The 25,835-nt window shown below is 42.3% G+C and carries 22 protein-coding genes and 1 other annotated feature; of the genes, 17 read left to right on the plus strand and 5 right to left on the minus strand.

What is annotated here, in order from left to right:
* The first annotated feature begins 59 nt into the window (after positions 1–59).
* From H8S51_RS08130 to H8S51_RS08165, 8 genes are all read left to right on the plus strand, one after another.
* The gene (locus H8S51_RS08130) at positions 60–1,361 is read left to right on the plus strand and encodes an amidohydrolase family protein (protein WP_118209004.1); all 1,302 of its coding nucleotides are present in this window, start codon (positions 60–62) and stop codon (positions 1,359–1,361) included.
* A 56-nt stretch (positions 1,362–1,417) separates the two neighbouring features.
* Positions 1,418–2,173: an MBL fold metallo-hydrolase gene (locus H8S51_RS08135; protein WP_186899530.1), complete on the plus strand. Its 756-nt coding sequence runs from the start codon at positions 1,418–1,420 to the stop codon at positions 2,171–2,173.
* A 217-nt stretch (positions 2,174–2,390) separates the two neighbouring features.
* A complete protein-coding gene (locus tag H8S51_RS08140; protein WP_117919099.1) occupies positions 2,391–2,543 on the plus strand; it encodes a vanadium nitrogenase in 153 nt (50 codons plus the stop codon).
* A gap of 63 nt (positions 2,544–2,606) precedes the next feature.
* Complete coding sequence (gene alaS, locus H8S51_RS08145; protein WP_186899531.1) at positions 2,607–5,267, plus strand: alanine--tRNA ligase; 2,661 nt, start codon at positions 2,607–2,609, stop codon at positions 5,265–5,267.
* 70 nt (positions 5,268–5,337) lie between these two features.
* Entirely contained in the window at positions 5,338–6,627 is a 1,290-nt protein-coding gene (locus H8S51_RS08150; RefSeq protein ID WP_186899532.1) for a methyl-accepting chemotaxis protein, read from the plus strand.
* Positions 6,628–6,656: 29 nt separating this feature from the next.
* Positions 6,657–7,541 carry an Ig-like domain-containing protein gene (locus H8S51_RS08155; RefSeq protein WP_241070965.1) on the plus strand — a complete coding sequence of 295 codons (885 nt, stop codon included), beginning with the start codon at positions 6,657–6,659 and terminating at the stop codon, positions 7,539–7,541.
* Positions 7,542–7,683: 142 nt separating this feature from the next.
* Positions 7,684–7,860: a 30S ribosomal protein S21 gene (gene rpsU, locus H8S51_RS08160; protein WP_006856185.1), complete on the plus strand. Its 177-nt coding sequence runs from the start codon at positions 7,684–7,686 to the stop codon at positions 7,858–7,860.
* A 257-nt stretch (positions 7,861–8,117) separates the two neighbouring features.
* Positions 8,118–8,672 (plus strand): PilZ domain-containing protein, encoded by a 555-nt coding sequence (locus tag H8S51_RS08165; protein WP_186899534.1) that lies wholly within the window; start codon positions 8,118–8,120, stop codon positions 8,670–8,672.
* Positions 8,673–8,843: 171 nt separating this feature from the next.
* On the opposite strand, the gene H8S51_RS08170 is transcribed toward H8S51_RS08165, so the two are convergent.
* The gene (locus H8S51_RS08170) at positions 8,844–9,485 is read right to left on the minus strand and encodes a lactate utilization protein (RefSeq protein ID WP_186899535.1); all 642 of its coding nucleotides are present in this window, start codon (positions 9,483–9,485) and stop codon (positions 8,844–8,846) included.
* Positions 9,486–9,692: 207 nt separating this feature from the next.
* Here H8S51_RS08170 and H8S51_RS08175 point away from each other — a divergent pair, with 207 nt between their 5' ends.
* From H8S51_RS08175 to H8S51_RS08185, 3 genes are all read left to right on the plus strand, one after another.
* Entirely contained in the window at positions 9,693–11,429 is a 1,737-nt protein-coding gene (locus tag H8S51_RS08175; protein ID WP_186899536.1) for an ABC transporter ATP-binding protein, read from the plus strand.
* A 153-nt stretch (positions 11,430–11,582) separates the two neighbouring features.
* Entirely contained in the window at positions 11,583–12,767 is a 1,185-nt protein-coding gene (locus H8S51_RS08180) for a CobW family GTP-binding protein (protein ID WP_117919109.1), read from the plus strand.
* A gap of 110 nt (positions 12,768–12,877) precedes the next feature.
* Positions 12,878–13,819 carry a TIGR03943 family putative permease subunit gene (locus tag H8S51_RS08185; RefSeq protein WP_241070966.1) on the plus strand — a complete coding sequence of 314 codons (942 nt, stop codon included), beginning with the start codon at positions 12,878–12,880 and terminating at the stop codon, positions 13,817–13,819.
* 187 nt (positions 13,820–14,006) lie between these two features.
* Here H8S51_RS08185 and H8S51_RS08190 read toward each other — a convergent pair whose 3' ends face one another.
* A complete protein-coding gene (locus H8S51_RS08190; protein ID WP_186899537.1) occupies positions 14,007–14,918 on the minus strand; it encodes a bacteriohemerythrin in 912 nt (303 codons plus the stop codon).
* A 135-nt stretch (positions 14,919–15,053) separates the two neighbouring features.
* Positions 15,054–15,295, plus strand: a binding site (T-box leader).
* Positions 15,296–15,407: 112 nt separating this feature from the next.
* Here H8S51_RS08190 and H8S51_RS08195 point away from each other — a divergent pair.
* The 6 genes from H8S51_RS08195 to H8S51_RS08220 all read left to right on the plus strand — a co-directional run bounded on the left by H8S51_RS08195 (position 15,408) and on the right by H8S51_RS08220 (position 23,611).
* On the plus strand, positions 15,408–16,523 hold the full coding sequence (locus tag H8S51_RS08195) for an ABC transporter substrate-binding protein (protein ID WP_186899538.1): 1,116 nt from the start codon (positions 15,408–15,410) through the stop codon (positions 16,521–16,523).
* Positions 16,524–16,559: 36 nt separating this feature from the next.
* Positions 16,560–17,522, plus strand: a complete 963-nt coding sequence (locus H8S51_RS08200; RefSeq protein WP_117919119.1) for an ABC transporter permease — start codon at positions 16,560–16,562, stop codon at positions 17,520–17,522.
* A complete protein-coding gene (locus tag H8S51_RS08205) occupies positions 17,522–18,331 on the plus strand; it encodes an ABC transporter ATP-binding protein (protein ID WP_117919121.1) in 810 nt (269 codons plus the stop codon). The genes H8S51_RS08200 and H8S51_RS08205 overlap by 1 nt, the downstream gene beginning before the upstream one ends.
* A gap of 189 nt (positions 18,332–18,520) precedes the next feature.
* On the plus strand, positions 18,521–19,399 hold the full coding sequence (locus tag H8S51_RS08210) for a sulfide/dihydroorotate dehydrogenase-like FAD/NAD-binding protein (RefSeq protein ID WP_006856173.1): 879 nt from the start codon (positions 18,521–18,523) through the stop codon (positions 19,397–19,399).
* A 30-nt stretch (positions 19,400–19,429) separates the two neighbouring features.
* The gene (gene gltA / locus H8S51_RS08215; protein WP_118208999.1) at positions 19,430–20,815 is read left to right on the plus strand and encodes an NADPH-dependent glutamate synthase; all 1,386 of its coding nucleotides are present in this window, start codon (positions 19,430–19,432) and stop codon (positions 20,813–20,815) included.
* Between the two features lie 258 nt (positions 20,816–21,073).
* Positions 21,074–23,611, plus strand: coding sequence for a cation-translocating P-type ATPase (locus tag H8S51_RS08220; RefSeq protein ID WP_186899539.1), 2,538 nt, complete (start codon positions 21,074–21,076; stop codon positions 23,609–23,611).
* A gap of 106 nt (positions 23,612–23,717) precedes the next feature.
* Here the strand turns inward: H8S51_RS08220 and H8S51_RS08225 are convergent, their stop codons facing one another.
* Genes H8S51_RS08225 through H8S51_RS08235 form a run of 3 tightly spaced genes read right to left on the minus strand, consistent with a single transcriptional unit; the run spans position 23,718 to position 25,611 of the window.
* Positions 23,718–24,551: a hypothetical protein gene (locus H8S51_RS08225; protein WP_117919129.1), complete on the minus strand. Its 834-nt coding sequence runs from the start codon at positions 24,549–24,551 to the stop codon at positions 23,718–23,720.
* Positions 24,545–25,243: an ABC transporter ATP-binding protein gene (locus H8S51_RS08230; protein ID WP_186899540.1), complete on the minus strand. Its 699-nt coding sequence runs from the start codon at positions 25,241–25,243 to the stop codon at positions 24,545–24,547. The genes H8S51_RS08225 and H8S51_RS08230 overlap by 7 nt, the downstream gene beginning before the upstream one ends.
* The gene (locus tag H8S51_RS08235) at positions 25,243–25,611 is read right to left on the minus strand and encodes a GntR family transcriptional regulator (RefSeq protein WP_117919133.1); all 369 of its coding nucleotides are present in this window, start codon (positions 25,609–25,611) and stop codon (positions 25,243–25,245) included. Before H8S51_RS08235 ends, H8S51_RS08230 begins: the two co-directional genes overlap by 1 nt.
* Positions 25,612–25,835: the final 224 nt, after the last annotated feature.

The following is a 25,835-nucleotide window of genomic DNA, read 5'->3' on the forward strand; positions in this document are numbered from 1 at the left end:
GATTCAGCAGATCAACAGATATGATCCGTTGAACAAAGACAATAAGAAAAGAGGAAAAAATGAACATACGTTTCTACAATGCAAAAATATTAGTACCGGCAGAAAACCACAAATTTCAGATCACAGAGGGCGAACTCTGGGTAAAAGGAAAAGAGATCTGCTACATCGGAGACGGTAAGACCGGCATCGATGCAGTCTGCCAGAATGGTGAGGCTTTCGTATGGGAGCGTGAGATCGACGCAAAAGGCAATCTTTTGATGCCTGGATTTAAAGATGCACATACGCATACAGCGATGACATTTTTACGTTCCTATGCAGATGACCTGCCGCTGCAGGACTGGCTGAACAAACAGGTATTTCCGAAAGAGGGACAGCTTACGGAGGATGATGTATACTGGCTCAATATCCTTGGAATCATGGAATACTTAACCAGCGGTATCACGTCCAACTTTGATATGTACTTCTTCCCGCCGGTCGATGCAAAGGCATCGGTAGATACCGGATTCCGTACCGTTCAGACCAGCGGATTGAACAACTTTGGTGGCACGGTAGAGTTGATGGAGGAAAATTATCACATTGTCAATGAGATGAGTGACCTGACAAGCTTTATCGTGGGATTTCATGCAGAATACACGACATCAAAAGAACTGATGGAGGGCGTGGCAAAACTGGCACAGAAATTAAAATCCCCGGTATGGCTGCACAATTCCGAAACAAAACTGGAAGTGGCAGAGTGCAAAGAGCGCTGGGGTATGACACCGACACAGCTTACGGATGCACTTGGTATGTACGAGTACGGCGGCGGCGGTTACCACTGTGTATGGTTTGAGGATGCTGATTTTGAAATTTACAAGAAGAAAAAACTGACAGCAGTGACAAACCCGGCTTCCAACTTAAAACTTGCTTCCGGTATCTGTCCGACCAGACGTTTTGTGGATGAGGGAATCTCCATGGCGATCGGAACCGATGGCCCGGCAAGCAACAACTGCTTGGATATGTTCCGTGAGATGTTTTTGACATCCGCACTTGCAAAGGTGCGTGAGATGGATGCAGAGTGTGTCAGTGCAGATGAAATTTTATACATGGCAACCACAGGCGGTGCACATGCCATGCAGTTATTTGACTGTGACAGCCTTGCAGTCGGCAAAAAAGCAGACCTTGTCATGATCGACTTAAATCAGCCAAATATGCAGCCGGAAAATAATATCGTGAAAAATCTTGTATACAGCGGCAGTAAGCAGAATGTAAAACTGACTATGGTAAATGGAAAAATTTTATACGAAGACCAGAAATTTGACATCGGATTTGATCCGGCAGACATTTACCGTCGTGCAAATGAGATCATCCGTCGGATGAAATAAAAATACATGCTTTGCAGATATTCGGTTGCTATGAATAAAAAGTCAGAAGGAGAAATATGCAGGTAATATTTATACATCACAGCTGTTTCCTTGTTGAAGTAGATGAAAAAGTACTGATTTTTGACTGGTTTGCAGGAGACAGGATCAAAGGATACACATTTCATGGAGTGATTCCGGAATATGAACCGGACACGCCAATTTATGTGTTTGCAAGCCACAAGCATCAGGATCATTTTGATATGGATGTGTTGCACTGGGCAGAAAAATATAAAAATATTCATTATATTTTTTCGAAAGACTGCAAAATGAGTCCGCATTTTTTACAGAAACATGGATTTTTGGAAAATATCAGAGAGAAGATCACCTATGTTTCTGCAGGGGAAAAATACCAGGTAGATGATGTGAAGATTGAGACATTGCGCTCAACGGATGCAGGAGTTGCATTTTATGTAGAGACACACGGTGCTACATTTTTCCATGCAGGTGATTTAAACGACTGGACATGGGAAGGTGCGGGAGATCTGATCAACGGCAGGATGAGAAGAGAATACCGGACGCAGATCAAAAAACTTGCGGGAAAACCGGTCAATCTTGCATTTGTTCCGATGGATCCAAGACAGGGAACCAATCAGGAACTTGGCATGGACTACTTTTTAGAGACAACATCTGCAGAATATGTATTCCCGATGCATATGTGGCAGGATTATTCACATATCCCGGTTTATAAAAAGAAAATATGGAATCCGGGGATGGCGGAGCGTGTGGTGGAAATCACACATGAAAATCAGGTTTTCCTGATTGAGGAACAGTAGTGTTAACGCTACTGTTCACAGGCAGGCATTTTCTGAACTGAAAATGCCGTATGATACAGTGGTGGCAGCAGATTTTGCCGATTTGGAATGCGAAGCATCGGCAAAATCCGTTGCTGGAACGAGGTACGAGTGAATAGTAACATGTTAACGCTTGACGCATAGGAAAAAAGTGCGTTATACTGAATAAGTTATAGAAGATAGAAAGGCAGGGGTATCTATGGCAGTATTTGGATGGTTTGTACATTATGTGTTAATAATGGTAATTCTTGCAGCTGTTGCAGTTGCTGGAGTATTTGCCGGCAGAAAGTGGGCAGAGAAAAGCAAAGCGAAAAAAGAAGCTGCAGCTTCCGGAAATGCCGGAAAAGAGTAATGCCGTCGTGACCTTGTAAAAACAGGGCATGAAATAATTTATACAACGTTGGAGGAACTTGTCGTGAAGAAGTTTTACGGAGAAAATGAATTGCGCAGAATGTATCTTGAGTTTTTTGAGAGCAAGGGACATCTTGCAATGAAGAGTTTTTCATTGGTACCACACAATGATAACAGCTTACTTTTGATCAATGCGGGTATGGCACCGCTTAAGCCATATTTTACAGGTCAGGAGATACCGCCGAGGAGAAGAGTGACCACTTGTCAGAAGTGTATCCGTACCGGCGATATTGAGAATGTCGGTAAGACAGCACGTCACCTGACATTTTTTGAGATGCTTGGTAATTTCTCGTTTGGTGATTACTTTAAACATGATGCGATACACTGGTCATGGGAGTTTTTAACCCAGGTTCTTGGACTTGAGGAGGACAGACTTTATCCGTCTATTTACGGGGAAGATGATGAGGCATTCGAAATCTGGAACAAAGAAGTGGGTGTTCCGGCAGAGAAGATCACCAGATTTTACCGTGATCCGGAGACCGGAGAATGTGATAACTTCTGGGAGCATGGTGCCGGTCCTTGTGGTCCTTGTTCTGAGATTTATTATGACCGTGGAGAAAAATATGGCTGTGGCAAACCGGACTGTAATGTAGGATGTGACTGCGACCGTTTCATGGAAGTATGGAATAATGTATTTACCCAGTTTGAGGGTGACGGTAAGGGCGGTTATACTGAACTTGCACAGAAAAACATTGATACAGGTATGGGATTAGAGCGTTTAGCTGTTGTTATGCAGGATGTGGATTCTGTATTTGATATCGATACCATGAAAGCAATCCGTGACAAGGTATGTGAGCTGTCCGGTAAAAAATATCAGGTAGATGCATTAGACGATGTATCCATCCGTCTGATCACTGATCATATCCGTTCTGCAACGTTTATGGTTTCCGATGGTATCATGCCTTCAAATGAGGGACGCGGCTATGTGCTTCGCCGTATCATCCGCCGCGCGGCAAGACACGGAAGAATGCTTGGCATTGATGGTATCTTCATGGCAAAACTGGCTGCCACCGTAATCAATGAGAGTAAGGATGGTTATCCGGAACTTGAAGAGAAAAAAGATTTTATCTTTAAAGTATTATCCCAGGAAGAAGAAAAATTTGGAAAAACAATCGATCAGGGACTTTCCATCCTTTCTGATATGGAAAAACAGATGGAAGCAGACGGCGTAAAGGTTCTTTCCGGTGAGAATGCATTTAAACTTTATGATACTTATGGATTCCCGATGGATCTGACACAGGAGATCCTCGAAGAAAAAGGATTTTCTGTCGATGAAGAGGGATTCAAAAAGGCGATGGAAGTACAGCGTACCACAGCGAGAAAAGCCCGCAAAGTGACAAACTACATGGGCGCTGATGAGACAGTATATGAGTCTGTCGATCCTTCTGTTACCACAGAGTTTGTAGGCTATGATTCCTTAAACTGCAAGTCAAAAATTACCGTACTTACCACAGAGACGGAGATCGTTGAGGCATTATCTGATGGAGAGGTTGGAACCGTGATCGTAGAACAGACTCCATTCTATGCTACCATGGGTGGACAGCAGGGAGATAAGGGTATCATCCGCACTGCAACCGGAGAATTCCAGGTAGAGGATACGATCAAATTACTTGGCGGAAAAGTAGGACATGTCGGAAAGATGATCTCCGGTATGATGAAAACAGGAGATGAGGCAGATCTTTCGGTAGATGCAGCACTCCGTGCAAAGATCTGTAAGAACCATTCCGCAACACATTTACTGCAGAAAGCATTGCGTGAAGTATTAGGAACCCACGTAGAGCAGGCAGGTTCCTATCAGGATGGCGAGCGTACCCGTTTCGATTTCAGTCATTTTGCAGCCATGACACCGGAGGAACTTGAAAAAGTAGAAAAGATCGTCAATGATAAGATCGCAGAGGCAATTCCGGTACGCACAGATGTGATGACTGTAGATGAGGCGAAAAAGACAGGAGCCATGGCGTTATTTGGCGAAAAATACGGTGAGACTGTCCGTGTGGTATCCATGGGAGATTTTTCTAAAGAATTCTGTGGTGGTACTCATGTAAAGAATACATCCGAAATAGCAGCATTCAAGATCATCTCTGAAAATGGTGTTGCAGCAGGCGTCCGCAGAATCGAGGCACTGACCGGAGACAACGTATTTGCTTACTATCGCAATTTAGAGAAAGAACTTTTAGAGGCAGCGAAAGCGGCAAAGGCAACACCGGCAACATTAACAGAGAAAATCGAGCATATGCAGGCAGAGATCAAAGCACTGACCAGCGAAAACGAGTCCTTAAAGAGCAAAGCAGCAAAAGAGGCGCTTGGAGATGTCATGGATCAGATTGTGGAAGTAAAAGGTGTGAAATTACTTGCTTCTGCCGTAGACGGTGTAGATATGAACGGTCTGCGTGATCTTGGAGACCAGTTAAAAGAACAGCTTGGTGAAGGCGTGATCGTACTTGCTTCTTCCTGTGAAGGAAAAGTAAATCTGATCGTTATGGCAACTGATGCAGCAATGAAGCAGGGAGCACATGCAGGAAACCTGATCAAGAGCATTGCAGGTAAAGTCGGCGGTGGCGGCGGCGGACGTCCGAATATGGCACAGGCGGGAGGCAAAAATCCGGCTGGTATTTTGGAGGCGATCGCCGAGGCAAAAACGGCACTTGAAGCACAGCTTTCATAGAATCTGTTTGCAATGTCCCTTAACTGAAAAATCACGGAAGATGACAGCTTTTTAGCAATGGAGGCAAAATATGGATAAAGAAATGGAATTTAAAAATAAGAGTATTAAAGAAAAGGTAAACGGAAGCTTTGAAATGATCATAGTTTTATATGTGGTCAGCGTGGCGCTTGCAGTATTTTTAATGTTTGCAGTAAAAATTGTTCCGTCTGTAGCAGAGTATTTTGTGCTTGCCGGAGGTATTGTTGTGCTTGCGATTATAACGGTCTGCAGTATTCTGGCAACATTGAAACGGGCTAAGATGCTGATACACTATATTGTAGAACCGGTCAGGGAACTAAGCAGTGTGGCAGAAAAAATCTCTGGTGGAGAACTTGATATTGAAATTGCTTATCAGTCGGAGGATGAGATCGGAGAACTTGCAGAAGATTTTCGCAAAACAGCAACTACGCTGCAACGGATTATAGGAGATCTTAATCATATTCTGGATGCATTTGCAAAAGGTGATTATACGGTAAAATCCGGATGCAAAGATGCGTATGTGGGAGAATTTGATACGGTGCATGCAAAACTGATTGCAACAACAGAACATGTTAGTGACGCTTTAAAATCAATCCGTGAATCTTCGAATCAGGTGGCACAGGGATCCGACCAGCTTGCAGTCAGCGCACAGGATCTTGCCAAAAATGCAACGGATCAGGCAGTGGCCGTTGATTCTTTAGCACAGAGCGTTTCAGAAATCACAGAACAGATTCTTGGAACAAGTAAGTCGATTGATATTGTACATGATAAAGCGAAAGACGTTGGAACAACAGCAGCGGTAAGCCAGCAGAAGATGACAGAACTGACAGAGGCAATGGAGCGTATTTCCGTGACATCCAAGGAAATCGGACAGGTTATCGAAGAAATTGAGAGTATTGCATCACAGACAAATCTGTTGTCCTTAAATGCATCTATTGAGGCAGCAAGAGCCGGTGAGGCAGGAAAAGGATTTGCAGTTGTTGCAGAGCAGATCCGTATGCTTGCTGAGAGCAGTGCAAATTCTGCAGATACGTCAAAACAGCTTTTGACAGAGAATCAGAATGAAGTAGAACACGGTAATCAGGTGACACAGCAGACGGCAGAATCTCTGACGGATGTTCTGAACGAACTGGATGCTATTGTGGGTGAGGTAGCAACGATCCGTACTGCATCTGATCGTGAGGCAGCCTTTGTAAAAGAGATCGAAGACAGCACGAAACAAATCAGCGACGCAATCCAGAGCAACTCTGCAGCATCGGAAGAAACATCTGCTACCAGTGAAGAACTTTCTGCAGAAGCAGATTCCTTAGAGGGCCTTGTAGAACGTTTTAAACTGCGTTAAATGTTTAATACAGGGGAGAGAAAATGCGGATGAAAATAAAGGAAAAGATAATTGCTGTGGTTATGGCATTTGCAATGATGTTTATGTTTATTTTTGCAGGTGAAAGCAGTGAAGTAATCGCTGCTGCGAAAACAAAAGCATTAGAGATAAATGTTGATTTTGCCAGGAATGCAGCAAGTGGAGATGACAGCGGGATATATGTAAAAAACCTGATTTCCAATAAAAAAATTACTTTTGGAAAGACTTATGTATTTCAGACAAAAATTTATGTGCCAGCCGTTTATATGAAAACTGGAAGAATATGGGTAAAACCTGCAGTTAATTTTTTTACAGGCAAAAATGGCGATACATATGCCGGAATGGCACAGTCTTCGAAAGAAGGATATTCTTATGATAAGAATTCGAAAGAAGTAAAAAAATATGGTGATTTTTATGTTGTCAATGTGAAAATACCATTGGATAACTGTGACAGGATTTCTGCATCAAAGGGAAGTGTGTATGGACATCTGTTCATCTCTGGTTTTAATAAGGCATATAAGGGAAGTATTTATGTTGATGATGTGACACTTACTGTAGATAAGAAATCAGTTGTAAAGCAAAATTATGAGAATGGAAAAAACAGTGGTTGCTGGTATTATCTTAACAGATCAGAAAAGGAATATACACCTGCAGTTGTTTCATTCTCAGGAAAAACATTGGATGTGACTAAGGCATCGCTTACTATAAAAAAGGGTAAAAAAGCGACGATCAAAGCCACTGCAATGCCAAAAACAAAAATAACATATCAGTCTAAGAACAAGAAAGTCGCTACAGTAAACAGTAAAGGTGTTGTCCGGGGCATTCGGAAAGGAAAGACAACCATTCTTGTCACAGCGAATGGGAAAACTGTTAAAGTTCAGATTACCGTAAAATAATTTCAAATAAAAATCTGAAATTATTTCAAAAATAGGTTGACGAACCGGGAAAATATGTTATAATGCTATATAGTGCAATAAATATTACCCAAACAGTTGAATATGCACAATACGCAACTGGAGGGAGGTTAGGTGTGAGATAATGTCTAGTGTAATTGTAAAAGAAAACGAGACTTTAGATAGCGCTTTACGTCGTTTCAAGAGAAACTGCGCAAAAGCAGGTATCCAGCAGGAGATTCGTAAAAGAGAACACTACGAGAAACCAAGCGTAAAACGTAAGAAAAAATCTGAAGCAGCTAGAAAAAGAAAATACAACTAATAATTAGTTGTAGTGCAAAAAGACTACCGCATGTGTGGTAGTCTTTTTTTTCTCTGAGTGAGGTTATTTACCAGATATATTTTATTGCGATAATAAGTCTATTCGTAAGGTGGATAATCTTTAGAAATATCGTGGAGCAAAGGGCATGGTATTGCAGAAATGCATAAATATGTTTATAATATAAGAAAAGATGCATGAAATACGAATTTAAGATAGAGACAGAATATACGAAATGAGTAGAACGGAGATGATATTTTATGATTAATTTAAAAAACTGCCGGGTAATTATCCGTGAACAGAAAAAAAACAGTGTACTTGCAGACACGGTAATTCTTGGTCATAATCTGCTGACAAATATCATCAAAGTGCGGGCGAGTGCGATGGCATATCGGCCGAAAGAACCAGTGGGACTGCTTGTTTTTTTGGAGAACAAAATATATTCTTATTTAGGTACCGTACAGGGGGCGGTGATCGCAAACGAAATGTCGATTGCGCTGTACGATGAAGAACAGAAAAAAGGCAGAAAATTTGAGCGTTATGAGATTGAAGCATCTGGCAAGATCGAAGGTGTCAGGATAAAAAATAATATGATAACGCTCCATAAGCCGATACCGGTTACCATCAAAAATATGAGCGCAAATGGTGTACTGTTTAAAGGGATTTCCGGCTGTCTGGATATTGGAATGCAGCTACAGCTTTATATGGATGTAACTGATTCAGGAATGCGTTATGAGTATAAAGTGGTTCGTAAGCAGAACAGCAATCCGGAGACCGAAGAGTATGGTTGTAAAATGGTTGCAAAAAAGAAATGACAGAGATGAAAAAAGGAACTGTGAAATATTAAAAAGTAATAGCTCAACTTTCATATTTTCACAGATCCTTTTTTAGTTCATGATATAATAAGACTGCCGAGCGAAGCGAGTGTAGATCACGATCATGTGCTGATTTTGCACATGATATATTCTATTATTTAGATCAGGTATTTAATAGCCGAAAGAATCTCCGATCAGCAGTACTTTGATACGCCCTTTGATACCGCTTCTTCTGGTGATAACAACCTGGTTGCAGATACAGTCAGGTGAAAGGCAGTCGGCACATGTACCTGTCGTGGAACAAGGTGTCTTTTTATTAAGACGGATGCAGTTCTGTGGTGTGGCAACATTATGAATACGGCTTAAGGCTTCTTCTACATTGGCAGCCACCTTATTCATGCCGGTCAAAATAATAACGGTTTCCGGACCATAGATCAGTGCAGCAACACGGTTTCCGGTTCCATCGATATTCACAAGTTCACCGTTTGCTGTGATCGCATTGGTACTCATGAAATAAACATCACTGGAAAGTGCATCATGATACATTTTTTTTGTTTCCTCAGGTGTTTTTGCAGTAGAACGGTCGATTAAATGGATTGATGGATCGTGGCGGAGAGCTGTTAACATTCCAGTTTCCTCTAAAGTCATGGAGCCGCCGAAAGATACACTCTGTCCGTCTTTTAAGAAAGAAAATGCAAGTTTTTCCGCATCTTCCACAGTTGGACAGTAGTAACCTTCCATCTGGCGTTTTTCAAGATTTTTGATGATTGTTGCAGCAAGTGTTTCGTGGTATTTACTTTTGATTGTATCCATACATGTACTCCTTTTTATCATATTTGACAATGGATATATTTCAGCCGGACATTGGCAGTTATTGCGATAAATTCATTGTCACTGTGTGCTTCTTTTAGTATAGCACATATTCTTGACTTTTGGGACAGGATAGATAAAATAAAAGAATATGTGTTCCGTAAATAATGAATCATTACGAATGAAAAGAGACTGAAATGGAGGAACTTTATGAGTGAAAATCTGAAAAAGATGATTTCATATTATAAACCATATCTTGGAGTATTCTGGGCAGATATGTTTTTTGCTACGGTATCTGCAGCGGTTGCCCTTGTGATCCCGCTTGTGATCCGTTATGTGACTTCCACATTGATCTATTTAAAGCCGCAGGAGATATTAGGACAGATCCGGTGGATCGCTGTTATGCTGTTTGCACTTGTAGCGATAGACTGTTACAGCCGTTTTTTTATTGCAAACCAGGGGCATGTGATGGGCGCTAAGATCGAATATGATATGCGGGCAGAAATTTTTGCGCATTTTCAGAAACTGTCATTTTCCTTTTACGATGACCAGAAAGTCGGACAGCTGATGTCCCGTATTACGACGGATCTCTTTGATATCACGGAGCTGATGCATCATGGACCGGAAAATATTATTCTGTCCCTGATAAAGATTATCGGTGCATTTATAATTTTAATGAGTATTAAACCGGCGCTGGCACTTGCTGCGTTTGCGGTGCTGCCGTTTATGTTTCTGTTTGCCTATTACATGAATGGAAAAATGCGTCGTGCGTTTCGCAGTAATCGTGAACGGATTGCAGATATCAATGCACAGATCGAGGATAACTTATCCGGTATCCGTGTGGTAAAGTCTTTTGCCAATGAGGATATTGAAAAAGAAAAATTCCGTCAGGGAAATGAAGGGTTTTTACGTGCAAAAAAGAACAGCTATTATTATATGGGAAGTTTTTCAGCGGGACTTGGCACTTTTACTACCCTGATCCAGGTCAATGTTATACTTGCAGGTGTGATTCTGATCGCAAAGGGAAGCGTGGATATCAGTGATCTGGTTACATTTTTACTTTATATCAGTGTGTTTACAGACCCGGTGAGAACCCTGATCGATTTTACGGAACAGTTTCAGAATGGTTATACCGGTTTTGAGCGTTTTCAGGAAATTATGGCGGTCGAACCCGATATTGCAGATAAACCGGATGCAAAAGAACTGGTCAATGTAAAAGGAAATATCAGTTTTGAGGATGTTTCTTTTAAGTATGAGGAAAATACAGAATGTGTATTAAACCATATTAATCTGAATGTTCCGTCAGGGGCGTATATGGCACTTGTGGGATCATCGGGGGCTGGAAAGAGTACGCTGTGTTCTTTGATCCCAAGATTTTATGACGTGACGGCAGGGGCAGTAAAGATCGATGGATGTGATGTCAGGGATATCAGATTAAAGAGCCTGCGTGACCAGATCGGTATCGTACAGCAGGACGTATATCTGTTTGTTGGAACAGTTTTTGACAATATCCGCTATGGAAAGCCGGATGCGACACGTGAGGAAGTCATTGAAGCAGCAAAAAATGCCAATGCACATGATTTTATCATGTCGCTGCCGAATGGGTATGATACCGATATAGGGCAGAGGGGAATCAAACTTTCCGGTGGACAGAAACAGCGTCTTTCCATTGCAAGAGTATTTTTGAAAAATCCGCCGATCCTGATTTTTGATGAAGCAACGAGTGCTCTTGATAATGAGAGTGAGAAAGTTGTACAGGATTCTTTAGAGAAACTGGCGAAAAACCGGACAACATTTGTGATCGCACACAGACTTTCAACAATTAAAAATGCACAGCGTATACTTGTTTTGACGGAAGAGGGGATTGCCGAGGAAGGAACACATGAAGAATTGCTGGCAAAAGGTGGAGTGTATGAGAAACTGTATCAGATGCAGTTTCATAAGTAAGGGTTATTGCAACAGGTTATCCGGAACTATGGATCAGTGAAAAACAGGGATCACCGTGCCAAATATAAAAGTTTCATGAAATCTGTGCAAAAAATTGCAAAAGAAGAAAAACTAGAGTAAAATAGTAGTGTTTGTGAAGGGAGAGATAAGACAATGACAAAGATTGATATTATATCTGGTTTCCTTGGAGCCGGAAAAACAACATTTATTAAAAAAATGATCGAGGAAGTTTTTAAGGGCGAGAAGATCGTTCTGATTGAGAATGAGTTTGGTGAAGTCGGTATCGACGGAGGATTTTTAAAGGATGCCGGAATTGAGATTACAGAGATGAACTCCGGTTGTATCTGCTGTTCTTTAGTAGGTGATTTCGGTAAGAATTTACATGAAGTTATCGAGAAGTTCCATCCGGACCGTATTTTGATCGAGCCGTCCGGTGTCGGTAAATTATCTGATGTTATGAAATCTGTGATCGACGTGGAAAAAGATGAGGATGTCAAATTAAACGGACTGATCACAGTTGTCAATGCATTAAAGGCAAGCAAGCAGATGAAAGCATTTGGCGAGTTCTTTAATAACCAGATCGAATATGCGACGACTGTTGTTTTAAGCAGAAGCCAGAAGGCAACACCAGAGCAGTTAGAGCTTTGTGTAAAACAGATTCAGGCATTGAATCCAAAAGCTGCTGTTATCACTACTCCATGGGATGAGATCAAAGGTGAGCAGATCTTAAAAGTAGTAGAGGGACAGGATTCTCTGGAAGTAAAACTTCTTGCAGAGCAGCATGCAAAGGAAGAAGCAGAGGAACATGAGCATGAGCACCATCATGACCATGATCATGACGAGCATGAACATCACCACGATCACGACCATGATCATGAAGAGGACGAACACCATCATGACCATGATCATGACGAACATGAACATCATCATGACCACGATCACGACGAGCATGAACACCATCATGACCATGATCACGACGAGCATGAGCATCATCACGAACATGATGAGAACTGCACCTGTGGCTGTCATGACCATGAACACCATCACCATCATCATGCAGATGAGATATTTACAAGCTGGGGCAAAGAGACTCCTCATAAATTTACAAAAGAGCAGATCGAGGAAGTATTAAAGACGCTTTGTGAGACAGACGATTACGGTGAGATCCTCCGTGCAAAAGGTATGGTTGCAGATGTAAATGGTTCCTGGATCTACTTTGATATGGTTCCGGGTGAGTATGAGATCCGTGAGGGAGAGCCGGATTATACCGGAAGACTCTGTGTGATCGGTACACATATTGACGAACACAGATTAGAGGAGCTGTTTGGAATCGCGTAAAAGCGGAAGATCGGAGACTAGTGTGAAAAATAACATTTTTCACACGCAAGATTTGTGCTTACGCACAAACTTGAGATGCGCTGGATGGCAGCGAAAGAATGGAGATTTATATGAACGAAATACCAGTATATTTATTTACCGGTTTTATGGACAGTGGAAAGACGACTCTTGTAAAAGAGACGCTGTTTGATGATGGATTTACCGAGGGCGGAAGAAGCGTCGTGATCTGCTGCGAGGACGGAGATATCGAATATGATGAGGCAGAGTTAAAAAAGATCAATGCAAGACTCGTCATGGTAGAAAACGAAGAAGATTTTACAGAAGAATTTTTAAACAAGGTTCAGGCGGAATATCTGCCGGAGCAGGTGTTTATCGAATACAACGGTACCTGGGGCATGGGAACGCTGATGGATATGGAGCTTCCGAAACACTGGGTGATCGTACAGCAGTTAGCAACCGTGGATGCAACAACATTTGATATGTATCTTGCAAATATGCGTACTATGGTAATGGAACAGTTATTCCAGGCGGATGTTGTGATCTTTAACCGTTGTGATGACAGTACGGATAAAGGAAAATGCCGCCGTAATGTTAAGGCACAGAATCGTAAGGCACAGCTTGTTTTCGAACGTGAGGATGGCAGCTTAGATGAGCGCCCGGAGGAACTTCCGTTTGATCTTTCCGCGGATGTTATCGAAGTTACAGATGCAGATTATGCGATCTGGTACATGGACTGCATGGACAACCCTAAGAAATATGAAGGCAAAAAAGTATCTTTTCTTGCTCTGGTATATAATCCGGAAAAACTCAAAAAAGGTGTGTTTGTACCGGGGCGTTTTGCAATGACATGCTGCATTGAGGATGTGACATTTATCGGATTTAAGTGTAAATATGCGGATGAGGACAAGATCCCGCACAAATCCTGGATCAATATCACAGCGGAAGTGCATGTGGAATTTGCGAGGGAATACAAAGGAAAAGGACCGGTGCTTTATCCGGTATCCATTGAACCGGCAGAAAAACCGGAAGATGAGCTGGTTTATTTCTCGTAAACCGGATATGTTCTGCATGTGTAAGCTGGGGAGAATAATCGCTGCTGGTCACACTTGGAGATGTGAACAGTAACAAATAGATGCATAGGAAAAGGACAGAAGTTGGAATCCGAAGATTCCAGTTTCTGTCCTTTTAAAATTTTTAGTAAGCAGATATTATTTTTTGTGTTCTTGTTTTTCTTTGAGCCTATTCTTCCTTGATTCCATGTTCACGCATATACTCACCAATCTTTTTATCGGAACCTAAGATATGATTGATCAGCCAGCCGGACAAAAAATTGATCAGGTCAATCAGATATTCCTGCTGATTGTCATCCATTTCGTCCAAATCTGTTAAATCAACCTCAACAAGACGTTCCACGAAGGCAGTATGTGCACGTTTCTGAGCACTGATTTCCGGATAATGGATGCGTTCCATGAGATTTTCTTCATCACGGAAATGAAATTCTGTATAGTCTTTTAATTCTACAAGCAGGTGCATGATCTCATCATATTTGTCATGCAGAAGTTCTGCGTGAATCAGATCGTTGGTATCGTGAATGATCTCAAACAGCCGTCGGTGCTCAGTATCAATTAACTCAACGCCGGTTTTGTATTTTTCGCAAAATGCAAATGGATCTTCTTCATCAGCAGAAATAGAAGACATTTTTCCGATCATCGTATCACTGCTTAAGATATGCCGGTATAACCAGCGAGCCAGATAAGCCAGCAGGTCGTTTAGGGATTGCCTTGCTGCTTCCGGGGAAGAAGTATCCAGAGCAAAAGTGTTGATTTTTTTTGTAAATGCTTCATGTTCTTTTTTTTGGATCGGAAGCTCAGGATCATGAATATGCTCCATGTAAGCTTCCTCATGGGCGAAATGTGTTGCGGCGTAATTTTTCAATCCGGAAACCAGATTCTTGGAGATAACAGAGGTATCTGAACTTTCTTTTGAAAGGTCAATCGCTTCATTTATCATCTGAAATAACCGACGATGCTCATTATCAATCTCGTCAATTCCAATTAAATAGTCGTCTGTAAATTTATACATTATAAAATCCTCCCTTCCGTGGTAAATACCACTTTTCTTTTGAATAAAAATATGGATTTCCCAGCCCATAATTATATTTATGGAGTTATATGGGATAATACATCAACATTATAACATGAATCCGTGTGAGAAAAAAGTAAATAAAAAAGAAAATAAAAAATGTGTTGACAAAATCACTTTAATATATTAAAGTATACCCATAAAGAAAAACCGTTGAGAAAGAGTAGTAAGCGATTTTTGATATCACAGAGAGCTGCAGGCGGTGGGATTGCAGTATGGATGGATTTGCTGAATGGACTTTTGAGGGCGGCCTGAACAGATACAGTAGGCGTCGCCGGGAACCGGACCCGTTACCCATCCGGCATGTATGGTTGTACATGAAGCGAGTGGACTTTTCAGTCAATATGAGTGGTACCGCGATAATAGATACTATTACCGTCTCAGGCAAGAACCTGAGGCGGTTTTTTGTGTAATAAAAAAGTATTTTTTGTTACGCTGCATGACGAATTCCACCTCTCAAAACGGATTTTCCAAATTTAAAATCTGGAGGGAAAAATAATGAAAAGAAAAATGATGGCAGTAGTATTAATGATGGCAATGACAGCAGGTGTGCTTGGTGGATGCGGAAATAACGCAGGAAGTAATGCAAATGCAGATGGAAATGCACAGAATAATGCAGATACTGCAGAGATAAAAGAGGATGAGGACGGAAATGTGACAGAAGCTGCAAATGCAGATGGAACAGTTTATAAAGTAGGTATCGTCCAGTATGTGGATGATGCATCTTTAAATCAGATTGAGAAAGCAATTGAGGCAGAGCTTGATGCAAAAGGTGCAGAACTTGGTGTGACATTCGATTATGCAGATTATACCTATAACGGTCAGGCAGATTCTTCCACATTAAATCAGATCGCAACAGATCTTGTGGCAGAGAAAGTGGATGTGATCATTCCGATTGCAACCCCGGCAGCCATGATCATGCAGAACGCAACAGAGGATAACCAGATCCCGGTTGTATTTTCCGCAGTATCAGATCCGGTCAGTGCAGGGCTTGTTGCAGACTTAGAGGCACCGGGAGCAAATATCACAGGTACATCCGATGCACTTGACACCACGGCAGTCATGAAGCTGATCATGGCAGCCAACCCGGATGTTAAAAAGATCGGACTGTTATATGATAAGAGCCAGGATTCTTCTAAGGTACCGGTTGCAGATGCGATTTCTTTCTGTGAGGAAAATGGTATTGAGTACATTGAAAAGACAGGAACCACCAATGCAGAAGTATCCGCAGCGGCAGATGCACTTGTGGCAGAAGGAGTGGATGCAGTATTTACTCCAACCGATAATACGATCATGACAGCAGAACTTGCGATTTTTGAAAAATTTGCAGATGCAAAGATTCCTCATTATACAGGAGCAGATTCTTTTGCATTAAACGGTGCATTCTTAGGCTATGGAGTTAACTACACAGAACTTGGAACTGCAACAGCAGATATGGCAGCAGATGTTCTTGTAAATGGTGCGGATCCTGCAACAACAGCAGTCCGTACCTTAGACAGCGGTATTGTGACTGTCAATACAGAGACAGCGGCAGCCGTTGGTATTGATGATGGCGTGTTCAAAGATATGTGTGAGGAATTAAAAGAAGTTACGACTGCAGAAGAATTTGAATAAAAGCGGAATATAAGAAAAAATGAGCCGGAGGGGATTATGGGTTCGATCATTACACTTTCCATTGTACAGAGTGCGTTGGAACTTGGTTTTATCTATGCACTTGTTGCATTGGCATTATTTGTATCATTTTCCATATTGGATATTGCGGATCTGTCAACAGACGGCTGTTTCACGTTGGGCTGTGCGGTCTGTGCGACAGTGACGCTTGCCGGACATCCGGTGTTAGGATTGTTTGCGGCAGCCGCAGCAGGTGTGCTGTCTGGATTTGTTACCGCATTTTTACAGACCAGAATGGGCATTCAGTCAATCTTAGCCGGAATTATTGTAAATACCGGACTGTATACGATCAATATTGCAGTCATGGGGTTTGCATCCAATCTCAATCTTTTTTCCTGCGATACGGTATTTTCATGGGCGAAAGACCACATCGGAGGAACCTGGTATAAACTCATTGTCGCAGCAGTATTTGTTATGATTGTAGGCGTGATACTGGCATGGTTTTTAAATACGAGACTGGGACTTTCCATCCGTGCGACCGGTGATAACCCGGATATGGTAAGGGCATCAAGTATCAATACCGGACTTATGATCACGATCGGTCTTTGTGTGGCAAATGCCATGACAGGACTCTCCGGCGGACTGCTTGCACAGTATCAGAAATCCTGCGATATCAATCTTGGAACAGGAATGGTGACGATCGCTCTTGCGAGCCTGATCATCGGAGAATCGATCATTGGAAAAGGCGGAGTGTTAAAGCGTGTGGTCGGTGTAGTGCTAGGAAGCTGTCTGTATCGTTTTATCGTAGCGATCGCGTTAAGATTAAATGTTCCGGCAGAATGTTTAAAACTGGTATCATCACTCATCGTTGCGTTTGCGATCGCATTGCCTTATCTTAAGAAGCAGGCTGCGTTTGTGAAACAACGCCGCCAGGCAAAGGCTGAAAACCAGTTATATATGCAGCAGATCCAGAAACAGAACCAGAAGAAGGAGGAACCGTGATGTTAATTATGAAAAATGTCAGCAAGACCTTCAATCCGGGAACTGTCAATGAAAAATGCGCATTAAAAAATCTGAATCTGGAATTGAAGGATGGCGACTTTGCAACAATTATCGGAAGCAATGGAGCAGGTAAATCTACATTATTTAATGCGATCACCGGAGCATTTTTTATCGACCGGGGACTGATTGTGTTAGATGGGGAGGATATTACTTACCAGAAAGAACATGTGCGGAGCAAGGTGATTGGTCATCTGTTCCAGGATCCTTTAAAAGGAACTGCACCGCACATGACAATCGAAGAAAATATGGCACTTGCGTATCTGCGTGCAAAAACTTCAAAAAATGCCTACTTCAGCCGTATCAATGCGGCGGATAAAGCAAAATTCAGGGAGCACCTTGCACTGCTTGATATGGGGTTAGAGGATCGCATGAAGCAGCCGGTAGGACTTCTTTCCGGAGGACAGCGCCAGGCACTGACGCTTCTTATGGCGACGATGGTCACACCAAAGATCCTGCTGTTAGATGAGCATACGGCGGCATTGGATCCGGCAACCGCAAAAAAAGTGCTCGACCTGACCAGACAGATCGTTGCAGAGAGAAAGATCACCTGCCTTATGGTAACCCACAATATGCACCAGGCATTAGAACTTGGAAACCGCACGCTTATGATGGATTCCGGAAATATTATTCTGGATGTGAGCGGGGAAAAACGGGCAGGCATGACTGTGGAGGATCTGTTAGAACAGTTTGCGGTCTGTGCCGGAAAGCGTTTAGATAACGACCGTATCCTGTTTTCACAGGCGCAATAGTGTTTAAAATAAAGAAAATGGAATTTTTTGCAGGATCTGGCAGTAATAATTTGAAAAAAAACAGAACTAATTGAGAAAAAATAGAGGAAAGCCGTTGAAATTTAACGTGTTTTCCTTTATTATGTTAAAGTATGAAAATAAATACTTTGACGGGCATGTTGATGTATATAAAAATGTTAGGAGGAGACCATGTATCCAATCGTAAGAAGAGAAAAACTGGCAGATAAGATTTATCTTATGGATGTCAAAGCACCTCGTGTGGCACAGTACTGTGAGCCGGGGCAGTTTGTAATTGTAAAGATTGATGAGGAGGGCGAGCGTATTCCGCTTACCATTTGTGATTATGACAGGGAAGCAGGTACGATCACGATCGTATTCCAGACTGTCGGAGCATCTACAGAGCGTATGGCATATTTACAGGAAGGAGATGCATTCCAGGATTTTGTAGGCCCACTTGGATGTGCGTCTGACCTGATTGACGAAGATATTGAAGAATTAAAGAAAAAGAAGATCCTTTTCGTTGCCGGAGGTGTTGGTACAGCACCGGTATATCCGCAGGTAAAATGGCTGCATGAGCACGGTGTGGACTGTGATGTGATCATGGGATCTAAGACAAAAGATCTGTTGATCTTAGTAGACCAGATGAAAGAAGTTGCGACAAATCTCTATGTGACGACCGATGATGGTTCTTATGGATTCCACGGTATGGGAACCAATCAGTTACAGGAACTCTGGGATGCAGGAAAACGCTATGATCACTGTGTAGCGATCGGACCGATGATCATGATGAAATTCGTATGTAAGCTGACAAAAGAGCTTGGAATCCCGACCGTTGTTTCCATGAATCCGATCATGGTAGACGGAACCGGAATGTGCGGTGCATGTCGTCTGATAGTAGGCGGGGAAGTAAAATTTGCCTGCGTGGACGGACCGGAGTTTGACGGGCATCAGGTTGATTTTGACCAGGCGATGAAACGTCAGGCACAGTACAAGACAGAAGAGGGAAGAGCGATGTTAAAGCTGCAGGAAGGTGATACACATCACGGCGGCTGTGGCAACTGTCAGTAGGGTTGAGCGTTTGAAAAGGAGATAGAGAGAATGGACGTATTAAATAGAGTACCGGTTCGCGAGCAGGAACCACAGGTTCGTGCGGCTAACTTTGAAGAGGTATGTTTAGGATATAACGAGGAAGAGGCAAAAGCTGAGGCAGCACGCTGCTTAAATTGTAAAAATGCACAGTGTATGAAAGGCTGTCCGGTTTCCATCAATATCCCTGCATTTATCGCACAGGTTAAAGAGGGGAATTTTGAGGAGGCATACCATATCATCAGCCAGTCATCTGCACTTCCTGCAGTCTGTGGACGTGTCTGTCCGCAGGAGAGCCAGTGTGAGGGAAAATGTATCCGTGGAATCAAAGGCGAAGCTGTTGCAATTGGTAAATTGGAACGTTTTGTTGCTGACTGGGCAAGAGAACACGGCATTAAACCGAAAAAAGCAGAGAAGTTAAACGGACATAAAGTTGCAGTCATTGGTTCCGGTCCTGCAGGTTTAACCTGTGCCGGTGATCTGGCAAAACTTGGCTATGATGTGACAATCTTTGAGGCACTTCATGAGGCAGGCGGTGTACTGATTTACGGTATCCCGGAGTTCCGTCTTCCGAAACAGAAGGTTGTTGCTGCTGAGGTGGAAAATGTAAAAGCACTCGGTGTTAAGATCGAGACAAACGTTGTTATCGGAAAATCTGTTACAATCGATGAATTAATGGAAAACGAGGGATTTGAGGCCGTATTTATCGGTTCCGGTGCCGGACTTCCAAGATTTATGGGTATTCCTGGCGAGCAGGCAATGGGTGTATTTTCTGCAAATGAGTTCCTGACCAGAAACAACCTGATGAAGGCATTTAAAGATGAGTATGATACACCGATCAAAGCAGGCAAGAAAGTTATCGTTGTCGGCGGCGGTAACGTTGCTATGGATGCTGCGAGAACTGCAAAGAGACTTGGCGCGGAGGTACATATCGTATACCGCCGTGGCGAGGAAGAACTTCCGGCGCGTGTGGAGGAAGTACATCATGCAAAAGAAGAGGGAGTGATCTTTGATCTGCTCCAGAACCCGACAGAAATTCTTGTAGATGAGAATGGCTGGGTAAAAGGCGCGAAAGTCATTAAGATGGAACTCGGTGAACCGGATGCATCCGGAAGAAGAAGCCCGGTAGAGATTCCGGGATCTGAGTATGAGATCGAGGCAGATACCGTGATCATGTCACTTGGAACTTCCCCGAACCCGCTGATCTCTTCCACTACAAAGGGACTTGAAATCAACCGCAGAAAATGTATCATCGCAGAAGAAGAAAATGGTGCTACTTCAAAGGCAGGTGTATTTGCCGGTGGTGATGCTGTAACCGGAGCTGCAACTGTAATTCTTGCCATGGGTGCAGGAAAAGCTGCCGCAAAAGGTATTGATGAATATTTAAGCAATAAATAAAAATAACTGCGAAGAAAGATATATTTAAGAAAAATGCCGGAATCAGTGATAAAAAGCTGATATCCGGTACTTTTTTGTTAGAAATTGTATCAGATATCTAATTTTTTTATAAATGTTTCTTAACACATCTAAAATATTCATTAAATCTTACCTAAAACCCACTTTTTTTCAAAATAATGGTTATACTTGTAAGCAAAGTTATGATGAATTGTAAATGCGCCAGAGCGATAGTGAGTAAATACTAAGAGGTATGGCTATATGGAGGAAAACGTGAACCAGACAGAGAAAGAAATGGCAGAAAATGAGAAGCAGAAACAGGCAGAAAAAGCAGTGACAGAAAACAAAAATCAGAAACAGGCAGAAACAATCCGGGGACTGACCGCACAGCAGGTGGCAGAGCGAATGGAAAAAGGTCTCTGGAATAAAAAAGCAGAGTCGGCTACAAAGACGACAAAAGAAATTATAAAATCAAATGTATTTACATATTTTAACCTGATATTTTTAGTGATCGCGTTATTGTTAATCGGCGTTGGTGCTTTCCGTGACCTGACTTTTCTTCCGATCATCATTGCAAATACATTGATCGGTATTGTGCAGGAAATCCGTTCTAAAAAAGTACTGGATGATCTTTCTATTTTAAACAGTCCTAAAACAAGGGCGATCCGGGATGGCAGTAAAAAGGAGATTCCCGCGGATGAACTGGTACTGGATGATATTGTGGAGCTTTCTGCGGGTGGACAGATACCAGCGGATGCGGTTGTGTTAAACGGACAGTTAAATGTCAATGAATCACTTCTTACCGGTGAGTCAGATGAGATCGTAAAGAAAAGCGGGGACGAACTTCTGTCCGGCAGTTTTGTGGTGTTAGGAAGCTGTCTTGCACGACTGACAAAGGTTGGAGAAGAGTCTTACATATCGAAATTGACCCATCGGGCAACCCAGACAAAAGAAGGGGAACAGTCAGATATGATCCGTTCTTTAAACCGTCTGGTACAGGCAGTTGGTATTGTAATCATTCCGATCGGTGTGGTTCTTTTTGTGCAGCAGTTTGTGTATGCAGGTACTCCTTTGCGGGACAGTGTAACAAGCATGGTGGCTGCGATCCTTGGTATGATACCGGAGGGACTTTATCTGTTAGCAAGCGTTGCTATGGCGGTAAGTGCCATGCGTCTGGCAAAACAGCAGGTTTTAATTCACGACATGAAATGTATTGAGACGCTAGCGAGAGTGGATGTACTCTGTGTGGACAAGACGGGAACGATCACAGTTCCTGACATGGAGGTAGATACTTTTGTTCTCACAGAAGATCTGATGAAAACGGTTCCGGATGGAGATGATGGTACCAGGGTTTATGTCGATGCAGGAGACAGGGAAGAACAGGAACAGAAATATCGACAGGTCAGAGAAAAAATCGCTGAATTTGCTGTAAACATGAATGCAGATAATGCAACGATGGAGGCGGTCAAAGCATACTTTAAGACAGGGAATACCGTGAATATAAAAAAAGCAGACAAAGTGTTTGCATTTTCATCCAAAACAAAGTACAGCGGAATCATTTCCGGGGGAGACAGTTATCTGATCGGGGCACCGGAGTTTGTGCTTCGGGAAGATTATGAGCATTATAAAGAAAAAATTGAAGCATACAGTGAGAAAGGATATCGTGTCCTTGTGTATGGCAGATACGAAGGAGTTTTAGACGGACAGAAACTTACGGAAAAGGCATTGCCGGTTGCATTTATCATGCTGACAAATGCTATTAGAGAGGGGGCAAAGGAAACCTTTTCCTATTTTACAGAGAGAGGTGTTGAGATCAAGGTAATTTCCGGTGATAATCCAAAGACAGTTGCAGAGATTGCACAAAAAGCCGGAATCTGTGGCGCAGATAACTACGTGGATGCTTCCACACTGACGACGGATGAGAGCATTGCGCAGGCAGTGATGAAATATCAGATTTTTGGCAGGGTGACACCGGATCAGAAGTTAAAATTTGTGGAAGCACTGAAAGCACAGGGAAGAACAGTTGCCATGACAGGCGATGGCGTCAATGATGTGTTGGCACTAAAGGATGCGGACTGCAGTATTGCGATGGCATCGGGGAGCGAGGCGGCATCACAGGTGGCGCAGCTTGTGCTGCTGGATAATGACTTTTCGAGGATGCCATCAGTAGTGATGGAAGGCAGAAGAGTGGTAAACAATATTCAGCGTTCAGCAAGTTTATATCTGGTAAAAAACATATTTTCCATGCTGCTGGCAGTTTTTTCCATGATTTTTATGATCAATTATCCATTGGAACCATCTCAGATATCATTGATCAGTATGTTTACGATCGGCATACCATCCTTTGTGCTTGCGTTAGAGCCGAATAAAGACCGTATACAGGGACATTTTATGACAAATGTATTATTAAAGGCGTTGCCAGCCGGACTTACTGATTTTCTGGCTGTCAGCAGTCTGGTGCTGTTTTGTCAGGAATTTGGTGTAAACGAAGGAGATATATCAACGTCCTGTACGATCCTGGTCGCCATTGTTGGATTTATGATCTTATATCAGATCGCAAAACCAATGACAATCGGGCACCGCGTGTTAATGGTGGGAATGGTTGCCGGATGGCTGTTCTGCATGATATTTGTCAGCCATCTGTTCGCAATCAGGGATATCTCAATGCAGTGTATGATGCTGACAGCGGTATTTGCAATCGCAACGGAACCGGTTTTACGTTATCTGTCGAAATTTGTGGAGTGGCTGCGTGGAAGTCTGCTGGTATTGAAAAAGAAGATACACCGGGTGACAGCATAAAATGGGATAGTGCTTTGGTAAGAAATAACAAGATAAAGAAATAGCCGCCCCGGTTTGAAAGACGGAGCGGCTGTTCAAGTGAAAGTAGTGATTTTGGAATGAACGGTTATTCCAGATTCAGATGTTTTTTAATAATAACCATGCACACGATATAGAAAATCACACATTCGATGATCGAAAAGAGCAATCCGGAATGCAACATAGAAGAAAAGGCTGTACCGAATGCAGCGTTTTCAGAGACATCATAGACAGCGACATTGATGTTATTCATGAAACCGAAATATCCGGTAAGTACCATGAGGATGGAAGCTGCGATCTGACCTAACATGTAAAACACAATTCCGGCACCGATGGAAGCACCTATTTTATGTTTTGTAAAAAGCTGGCCGATAGAACCGCTGGCGAATACCATCAGAAGATACTGCAGGCAGGATATGATCATGGAAAGAATCATATAAATAATAAAGGTATGAAATGGTATGCCAAACAGATTTTTGAAATCTGCCATAGCCATATAAAAGTCTGAATCAAACGAAAATCCTCTGTTTGCTGCGCAGCCTAAGAAAATGATCGACAGAAACAGGATGATTAAGGATAACATCAGCCAGCAAAAGGAAACGAACAGTTTTACATTGAACGTCGACATCTGACCAACCGGCAGTGTGTGTGTCAGGTATCCCTGATCGGAATACATGGTTTTATAAAAATGAACACACATATATACGTAGCTTACCACGAAAAGTGCAAATACACCAAGTACATAAAATACCATAGCTGCTGTAAAGAAAATCTCCTGTATCTGGTTCGTCATACCTGCAGGATCACTGTTACTGTACATGGCAATGCAGCCGAGAATGGTGACGAATGCCATGATGCCGTAGATGATGAACATTAATTTGTATGTGTTTTTAAATTCGTATTTCAATAATTTTCCTAACATCTGAATACCTCCCGGAACAGTGAATCGATGGATTTGCCTTCCTCGGCGCGGATATCATCAACGGAAGAGGAAAGACGGATCTGTCCATTCTGGATAAAAACGACCTGATCTAAAATATTTTCGATATCAGCGATCAGATGTGTGGAGATCAGGATGGAAGCGGACGGGTCGTAATTGGTTAAGATCACATCTAAAATATAATCTCTTGCAGCAGGATCGACACCCGCGATCGGCTCATCTAAAATATATAATTCCGCTTTCCGGCTCATGACAAGGATAAGCTGTACCTTCTCTTTGGTTCCTTTTGACATGCTTTTTAGAGAATCATTTGGATTAATATTCAGTTTTTGCAGCATATCGTAGGCGCGTTCCCTGTCGAAATCTTCATAAAAGTCCTGAAAGAAAGCGATGACTTCTTTCACACGCTGGTTCATGTTCAGGTAAGTGTGATCCGGCAGGTAGGAAATGTGGCGTTTACTCTCGACACCGATCGGATTTTCTTTGTAATAGAGTGTGCCGGAAGTCGGGGTTAAAAGTCCGTTGATCATTTTAATCAGTGTTGTTTTTCCACTGCCGTTTGGACCGAGAAGTCCTATGATATGACCACTTTCGATCGAAAAATCAATGTGATCGATCGCAGTTTTATTGCCAAACTTTTTCGTAAGATCTTTACATCCAAGTAATGTGTCCATCATTTTTCTCCTTTCATGGTCTGATCGATCATAGCCAGAATTTCATTTTCCTGAAAGCCGAGCTGCTGCATAAATGAGAGCAGTTCTGTAATTTTATCTTTTGCAAGTGTTGATTTTAATTCATCGATCATGGAAGTGTCCTCCGTAATAAATCGTCCGGTTGTCCGCTGTGAGAAAACAAGACCGGTTCGTTCAAGTTCTGAAAAAGCCTTCTGCATCGTATTTGGGTTTACCGCTGCTTCGGCAGCAAGATCACGGACGGAAGGCAGTTTGTCTCCGGGTTTATATTTGCCGGAAATGATGTCCATTTCGATCCGCTCTACGATCTGTATGAAAATAGGGCGGTCGGAATTAAGGTTCCATGCCATCGTATCACCTCGTTTCTTTGTACTAATGAAATAATACAATAGTACAAGAGGAGTGTCAAGAATTTTTTTGTAAAGTATTTTTAATTTGTGACGATATAAATGATATAACAGAAGAAAGCTAAGGATGGCGTCTGATTTTCAAGGAATGAAATAACCGGGAAACAGGCGCCATTTTTGCGTTGCTTTCCAGCGCATTTCAAGTTTGTGCGTAAGCACAGATCTTG

This window comes from Roseburia rectibacter, from assembly GCF_014287515.2.
Classification (GTDB): Bacteria; Bacillota; Clostridia; order Lachnospirales; family Lachnospiraceae; genus Roseburia; species Roseburia rectibacter.